The 8,522-nt window shown below is 47.0% G+C and carries 6 protein-coding genes; all 6 read right to left on the bottom strand.

What is annotated here, in order from left to right; genetic code table 11:
• The coding region (locus tag PLH26_RS17590; RefSeq protein ID WP_324587342.1) for a Gfo/Idh/MocA family oxidoreductase at nt 1–883 on the bottom strand (883 nt) is incomplete at its 3' end.
• Nucleotides 884–1,060: 177 nt separating this feature from the next.
• Complete coding sequence (locus PLH26_RS17585; protein WP_324587341.1) at nt 1,061–2,020, bottom strand: aldo/keto reductase; 960 nt, start codon at nt 2,018–2,020, stop codon at nt 1,061–1,063.
• Nucleotides 2,021–2,830, bottom strand: coding sequence for an HpcH/HpaI aldolase family protein (locus PLH26_RS17580; RefSeq protein ID WP_324587340.1), 810 nt, complete (start codon nt 2,828–2,830; stop codon nt 2,021–2,023).
• A 184-nt stretch (nt 2,831–3,014) separates the two neighbouring features.
• Nucleotides 3,015–4,538, bottom strand: coding sequence for a sodium:solute symporter family transporter (locus tag PLH26_RS17575; protein WP_324587339.1), 1,524 nt, complete (start codon nt 4,536–4,538; stop codon nt 3,015–3,017).
• A gap of 180 nt (nt 4,539–4,718) precedes the next feature.
• The gene (locus PLH26_RS17570; RefSeq protein WP_324587338.1) at nt 4,719–7,055 is read right to left on the bottom strand and encodes an aminotransferase class III-fold pyridoxal phosphate-dependent enzyme; all 2,337 of its coding nucleotides are present in this window, start codon (nt 7,053–7,055) and stop codon (nt 4,719–4,721) included.
• Nucleotides 7,056–7,198: 143 nt separating this feature from the next.
• Nucleotides 7,199–8,140 (bottom strand): hypothetical protein, encoded by a 942-nt coding sequence (locus tag PLH26_RS17565; protein WP_324587337.1) that lies wholly within the window; start codon nt 8,138–8,140, stop codon nt 7,199–7,201.
• Nucleotides 8,141–8,522: the final 382 nt, after the last annotated feature.

Raw genomic sequence — 8,522 nt, 5'->3', positions numbered from 1 at the left:
TTTCTTCTGCGGCAATCACGGTTTGAATGATATTTTTTGTTTTGGAAAAATCCAGCCGCGGTCTCCCTTCCTGTACGCTTCGCACAAATTCAATGATATTATCGCGGAACATGGAATATGAATTTTTGATGTCCGCCATGCGCCATGCCTGTTGTCCAAAAAATGTTAACTGGAAGGTGCCGGAAATGTCCTTAAACAAATGAACGGTGGCCTGCAATCCGTTTTCAAAAACAATATGCACTACATCTCTCCCCTTTTCACCTGCATGTTGCACTGTAGCTACTTCAGGATCATTTATTGTTGCAAACATTGCCTCAAGCATGTGTACTCCGTACTTCAGCCAGTCTTTTTTCCCTACAGCCGTTACAAGTTCAAGCTTACCCAACGATGCAAGGTCCTGCTTAACGATCCGGCATTCACTGGCATAGCGCATAGAGGAGCAGGACATGATAAATTTACCGTTCGCCTCATGTCGCTCAAACCATTCCAGGTCTTCCGGTTTAATGGCTAAAGGCTTATCAATAAAAATAGGAATGCCCGCTTCAACAAACGGCTTAGCCATTTCTACGTGAAATTCAGCATCGTCACGGGCAAGTATAAGCGCATCTATATGGCCGATCATATCTTCGGCGCTTTTCACTATATGTTCAATACCGGAAGATGCCGCTATACTTTTAGAAACAGACATATCCTGTGTCCATACATGCGTTACCCCGGCACCCGGCACACCCAGGGTATCGCAGTTGGCATTAAGATAGGCGGCAACCGCAGGATAGCCGGTTTTGCTTATTTCTTCGCCATCATATTTCCCGTTTATTATGGATGACCAGGAATAAGGGTGGGCGTTGCCGGGACTCATTCCTGTGATGCCTATTTTTATCATTTGAGATTTAAGATTTGAGATTTGAACCACGAAGACATGAATGTGATTTGTGGTTTATGATTTATAGTTTATGGTTATGGTTACAGGTTGCAGGTTGCAGGTTTTTTTTAGGCTTGACACACATTTTCACACTTCCACATTTCCACATTTCCACATTTTCAAATTTTCAAATTTGCCCTACCTCAGCCACCCCATCTTATCCCAATAGGGCAGGTTCAGGAATGCCGGATCGGGATACTGCAACGCCTGCGCCTGTTCCAATTGCGCTTTGCTGAGATAATAACCATCCGCCGCCGCAAGCGATTGTTTTAAATATTCGAACTTATCCATACCAACCAATACCGATGATACTTGCGGAAAAGACAGTGCAAACTTCACCGCCAGCTCAGGCAGGCTGGTAAATTTATCGTTTAACAGGCCCCGGTACTGCTGAATGTGTTTTTCCACCGGCGCCAGCATCGGGTGCAAGCCCGTGCCCCTGTTGCTCAGCAGTCCTTTCAATAAAACCGACCGTACTACTATCCCTACCCCTTTCTCTTCTGCAAGGCTGAACAAAGATTGCTGCCGCTGATCCATCAGGTTAAAAGGCAACTGCACTGTATTCCATACACCCGAACGTATTGCCTTTTCTGACTCATCCACTGAATATACAGATACTCCGATGGACCGCACCAGGCCTTCTGCTTTCAGCTTTTGCATTTCGCCGGCAACCGCATCCCGGTCCAGTATTTCCATATCGCCCTGGTGCAGCATATACAGGTCAATATAATCTGTTTGTAAGGCCCGCAGGCTTTCTTCAATAGATTGACGGATGATCTTTCTTAATGTTCCGTCGCCGGGCAGGTTTCCATTGTTATCTCTGAAATGCCGGCACTTGGTACACAATACAATTTCATCCCTTCGTCCGGCAAATGCCCTTCCCATAATATTTTCACTCACACCATACATTCTTGCGGTATCAAAAAAATTCAGGCCGCAATCCAATGCCGTTAGCAACAGTTGCACCGCATCTTGTTCGGGCAGCATATCTTCTTCCCACTTTACGCCAATGCCATAGGGTAATCCAATTTCTACCCCGCCAAAAGCGATCTCCGAAACCGCTATGCCGGTATTTCCTAAAAATCTCCGCTGCATCATTTATTGTTTTTCTATATAGGACGTGCTGCCTGCCTGATCTGACCCGCTAAAGGCCTGCATCAATGTGCCGTAATAGTTTTTTAATCCAACCACATCGGCCCCTATACTTACGAACCGGTAACCCATTTCATTCAGTTCTTTCAGGTTTCCCGGGCCGCCCACCGTACCGGCAAATTTTCCGTATTTCTTCGCTGCTTCTGCAATCCTTTCTCTTGTTTTAATTAATGTTGGATGATCCCATACCCCCGGCGCTCCTATACCCTGGCTGAAATCGCCGGGGCCAAAAAACAACATATCATATCCGGGTAACGCGGCAATGGCTTCCAGCTCTTCCAGCGGTTCGGGATCTTCTATCTGGAGTATTACAAAACGCTGTTCATTTGCCTGCGCTAAATACAGGTTGAAATCAACACCTGTATAAGCACCATCGGCATTGCCGCCATCAATTGCCCGTCTGCCCAGTGGATGAAACCGTGTGTGATGAACAATTTCCTTAGCATCCGCCAGGCTCATGATATGCGGCACCATAATACCCGTGGCATCCTGTTCCAGGGGTTTGATATAGTTGTTGTAAGCGCCGCGCGGCACACGAACAAGTATATCTGTATCGTGCGCTTTGGTAGCCCAAACAGAAGCTGCCAGCGCCGACCAGTCCTGTCCGATATGTTCCTGGTCTATCCATACGCAATCAAATCCCGACAGGGCCGCTATTTCGCAAACCTTAGGATCGGTGAGGTTGATCTTAATACAACTAACGGTTTCGCCCGACCGAAGCTTTTTCAGCACCCGGCTTTTTCGCATTTGTATCATAATGAATGATATTTTATGTCACTGCCTCAGCCCAACCCCTCTCCGGGCGGAGAGGGGTCAAGCGTTCTCCCGGAGTGGAATTCATCTATTTTTTAAATTCTTTCATAAGCAATAACGACCTTTAATATCCCATTCAGTCCCTATACCGGATATTCCTCTAAAACACATATCTGGCAATTGTTTTTCAGGAACGCCCTGTTTCGGGTTTAAACAATAACCGGTCTGCATAACTTAATATAACACCTGCTGCAATACCGGCTATCAGTGATACGGGCATGATCCACAGTACCGTTATTCCGAAAACACCCCAGAAAGCCACGGCAATAGCCACAGCTACCGATACAATGCCCGCCCAAAAAGTTGCCCTTCCGGTTGCAAAAGGTACAAAAAGCGCCATGAAAAAAAGTACGAACAACGGAGCAACAAAAAGATTAACCACCTTCATGATCACATCTAATAAATTACCAGGTACTTCCCCCACAAAAAAGCTCAGCGCCATTACAATCGCGCCCGTGAGGTAGGAAAGCTTTTTTACCTGCTTTAACGGATCGGCAACAACCGCCTTTTTTTTCCGGAACCGTTTAATGATATCTTCCGTTATAACCGAAGAAACACTATTCAGTCCCGAAGACATGCTTGACATAGCCGCCGCCAGCAGGCCCGCTATCACTAACCCCGATACACCAGGGGGTAGTCCTATCATAATAAACCGTGGGAAAAGTGTATCTGCCTGGTCGTTGATACTTTTACCGGTCACCAGAAGGTGCTCATTCCGGACAAAAAAAGCAAGCATAGCCAATCCCACCAGCGCCAGAAGAATATAAGCGATGACATTGGAATACAATGATATTTTAAATGATCTACGCGCCGTGTGGATATCTTTTGTAGACAGGTAACGTTGCACTGCCATCTGGTCTGACCCCGAAGTACAAACATACCATACAAAAAGCACCAGTACTGCATTACCCAGGGTTGTGCGTTCCAGCGGATCAAAGCCGAATTGCAGGGTATCCCAGTGTGCCGGCCATTCGGCAGGGAAGATCGCCGAAAACGATCCCAACTGAAAACACACCACCACAATGCTCAGCAATGCCCCGCCCAAAAATATCCCGGATTGGATAACATCGGTTACCACTACGGCTCTTAAGCCACCCATGGAAGTATAAAAAATGGTAACAACGGTGAGCAAAGCGCCGATCCAGGGCACATACGACCGGTCGAATTGTATTACGGAATACAGGGCCACATCTACTGTTACATAAATAATGGTGGCCATCCACAGCAGCCGCAGCGAAAGGAACATAAAAATGGCAAGCATGCGCACACGCAGTCCCAGCTTTTTTTCAAGTATTTCATAAGCGCTGGTTACATTCATTTTCATGAAACGGGGAATAAGCCACCACCCCACCACATAGTATACCAGGGGAAATGCAAGTATGCCCGTAAAAATAACCGGGCCATGCTGGATCATTTCGCCAGGGTATGTAAGATAGCTCAATGTACTCATCAGCGTGGCAAACAGCGATATGCCTATAGCGGTAGGGTTCATCTTCCGTCCACCCAGCAAATAGTCGTCCTTTGTTTTGTTTTTACGCGAATAAAACCAGCCGATCAAAAGCATGCCCGCACCGTAAGCCAGCAGAACGATCCAGTCTAAAAAGGTGAGTTGTGTACCGGTAGCAGGGATTTTTATCAGGTGAAAGATCATTTGTGAGGTTTATTAAGCCAAATATCTGCTGTTATTAAAATGAATTGCTCCTTTGATCCAAAAATACTTTTCCTGTTTTAACACGGCTGTTACTTTCATCCTGATATGTGGTACTATTTTTCAACACAAGCCAGTCTTTCCCTGCGTTATATAAAAATACACTTTTGCGTCTATTCTACATTAGGCAAGCCGCGCAAACCCCGTACCGGCAGTATCCCTTCCTGCTTCTTCCGCAAGGGTGCCATCCGCAATGACCTTTTCCATACCCCCAAGCGCACGCTCCAGGGCTTCCAGCAATGCCGCCATATGCTTTTCTTCATGCGCATACATCAAATAAAAGATAGAAGAAACCAGGAATCCCTTTTCCAGCATTTTGCGGATATAAAGCGTTTTGGCCGCCGGCGCATTTTCTGCCAACTGAAAATTCAGCGTGGGCGATGAAGGCAATCCTCCGATCTCAATTGCACAGTTGGGATACCGGCCTGCAATTTCTTTTAATGCCTGCTGAAATTTTATACCTTTCTCCCATACCAACTGCTGAACATTGAAGCGCTGCATTTTTTTGAGCACAGCCAGCGCTGCCGCGGTACCCACGCCATCCGTCCAGTAGCTTGATGAAATAAAGCTGTCTTCCGCCCCGCTCATTACCTGCTCACGGCCAATAACAGCCGCAAAGGGAAAGCCATTGCTCATGGCTTTTGCATATACAACCATATCGGGCTCCACTCCTGTTTTTGACAGTGCACCCGGGAACCCGTACCGCAGCCCGCTGGTAATTTCATCCACCACAAACACCGCACTTTTCTGCCTGCATTTTTCCCGGATCCTTTCCAAAAAATTATCCCTGGGGAATTGCGACCGCATAGGTTCCATCACTACCGCGGCAAAATTGTCACCCAATGCATCTGTCGCCGCTTCAAAAGAGTCCCGGTCATTGTATTGAAAAGGCACTGAAGTCCCTGCCAGTTCCCTGGGCACGCCTTTGGGCTGTAAGCCCGGCAACAAATGACCGTCCAATGCTCCGGTGGTGTCTATATTGGCAGCAAGATACCAGTCGTGCCAGCCATGATAACCGCAGAAAGCGACCCCGCTTTTACCGGTTGAAGCCCGTGCTATACGTACTGCCATTGCCATTGCTTCCCCACCGCCCCGCGCATAACGGACCTTCCCGGCCCAGGGATGCAATTGCAGCAACATATCGGCTAACTCCACTTCCTGCGGATCAACAAGCGAACAATAGGTACCTGCTGTGAGGCGCCTTTGAACGGCGGCAGTAACATCTTCATCGGCATAACCCAACAACACGGCGCCAATGCCCCCTGCAAAATCAATATACCGCTTACCGGCTGTATCCCATACTTCGCAACCCCTGCAACGGGAAAAATAAGCGGGCCAATGCTGTGGGTCAAACATTTCTGCACGCTTCGACAACAATCCTGTGCCCCCGGAAATAACCGTGCGCGCCTGCTTCCACAGATCCGGCCCTGAAATAGCACCCGTTATTGATTGATCGGGCAGATGGGGCTTCAGCACACGCAGCGCATTGTTCATAAAAATATCTTCCACATCCGCTTTTGTTAAGCCTTCATCTTCACAGGCTTCACGAAGCGACAGGAGCGACTCTATTCCAATCAACGTCATGTCATTGGCGGTTGGCGGCTGATAGTCTTTTTGAATAAGCTCCGGGTGAAGCCAGAAAAAGTGATTACCGGTGGTGATACAACGTCCCCGCATTTCGCTTACCGCAAAATCGGAACCCCAGAGCATACGTTTGGGGCCCAATGCTTTGATAGCGGCCTCAAAAGATGCGGCTTCGGTGATGGCAGAAGTATCTACCACTACATTATCTGTATCAGAAATAGCCTGCAAACCATTGCGGGCATTGCGGTAATTGAAGCTGCGCGCAATATGCGCCAGGATCAGTTTTGCCCGGGGGTAAGCACGGCATAGCCTGCGTATTTCTTTCTGGTTATCTGCATCATCCATGGCTCCGTCGCGAACAATATGCAGCATCATTATGCCTTTTGTTTCGTGCAATATTTCCCACATCCATTCGGGGGCGTATTCCGTTATGGAAGCATTCATGGTATCCGGGCGTGAAGCGTAGCAATGATATACTTTGAGCCCGCAAAACACCCCGCTTCTTAATTGTTCCGCCACCTTAACCGGGCCATCACCGGGAGATACGACCATCAGCGACCGACTGAGCGCGGTTGCATTTTGCCGCACTTCCCCTGACACCCATGCATTCATGGCATCACGATCGGCCGTTTTCCGCGGCATGCCAAAATAGAGCCCATGTATTTTTTTGGCAGGCATATAGCGTTGCAGGGCGTTGCGGTGTTCCTCACAGCCGAGGATACCCGCATTTTCTAAAAACGCCCATTCTCCTGCCGGAAAATGTGAAGGATGGTATGGATGGGCATGGATATCGTAGATTTCATCGGGTACGAACGCGCTGATCGTGGATACCGAAAGCTTCTTATCCTGTTCGCTTAATTTTTTGATATACTTCATAGTAAGGTCTTCGTTATCGAAAATTTCTTATTTACTACAGACAGGAGATGCGGTTACTATAGTTCCAATACGCTTATGCATTTTTTCCTCTTTCTTTTTACACATAGGATCATAGGTGCACATAGATTATTGATATATTCCCATTAAGGTAAACGCACGTCTTTCGCTGATAATCTTTTTTCTATTTTTAAAATAGCATAAGCCGCAGAGGCCTGCACATCTGCATCATCTGCCGGCACGCCTATTGGATCTGCATTGCGCAGCCAGCCTGTAAGAAGAGGCAAATGTTGCTTATCGCCGGCAGCAGCCAGCCCTGCCGCTATATCCATTCTTGCTCCCTTGTCCTTTGTATTGGCAAAAGCAAGCACCCGGTCGAAGACGTTTTTATATCTTTCATCACTTTTTACCTCCTGCGGAGCAGTAAGCAATGCGGCATTCAAAAAACTGATCCCGGATTCTGCACTGGCAGACAATGCCAGCGCCCTGTCACTTAAAGCTTTCCAGTCTGCCGTTTCCAGCTTTCCGCTGTTGCGCAATACATATGCGGCTATACGTTGCTGTAACACATCTTCATTTGCATCAAGCAGCCTGCCGAGGAAATATTTTTTAGCCGACTGCATAGAATAAGCATTGGTATAAGCAGTGGCCCAATGCGCATAAGCAATAAGGCTTTTAACGCTGCTTTTCAGCGCGTCATGCGTTTCAAACGGATAATCAGGCAAAGGCGATATTTTTAATTTGGCCATCGTTTCAATAGCATGGATCCTGTCTTTGCCCGCCGTATCCAAAAAAGCATTTACAATTTGTTTATGGTATTGGGCGGCTTCGGCACCATCGCTTACCTGTGCAAGTACCCTCCAGATGCCGATACGGTATTGTGGTTTTTGGTGAAACAATTCCAGCTCTTTTAAAAAAGCCTGCTTAACGCCCCGCTCATTCCCCGTCCAAATCAAAAACTCCGCGGCATGTACTTTTACCCATTGCTGCTGTTTATGTAAAACTTTTCGGAGAACGCTAACAGCTTCTTCCTGCAAGTCAACTGGCTGATCTTTTGTTTCACTTTCCCTTGGATGACATGCGCTCATCACCAATACGATTAAAAGTATTTTTGATAAAAGTTTCACAGTAACATTCAGAATAGGGCATCAAACCGTAGCACAGTTGTAAGCTACTTTCAAATTTACAGATACAATGCAGGCAGAAGTATTACTTTAAATCATAAAAATGATACTTTTTTGCAGAAACCACTCCTTCAGCCGGGCGTGGGAGTCGTTTCACATCGCACGTTTCACGAAACACAGACAGAATTTGATTGACTTAATCCTACTGTTAAATTTTACTGCAGTTGCTTTTTCAGTTTCAGGCTGTTTCCCGTGTCTTCTGCTTCAAATATCTTCATCCGCTCTTTTCCTGCCGGACTGTTCGGACCATGAAATGTAAGCATCAGCTTTCCTTCAAATGTTTTAA

Source organism: Agriterribacter sp. (genome assembly GCF_035444585.1).
Classification (GTDB): Bacteria; Bacteroidota; Bacteroidia; order Chitinophagales; family Chitinophagaceae; genus Agriterribacter.
This window is presented reverse-complemented; position numbering and strand designations above follow the sequence as displayed.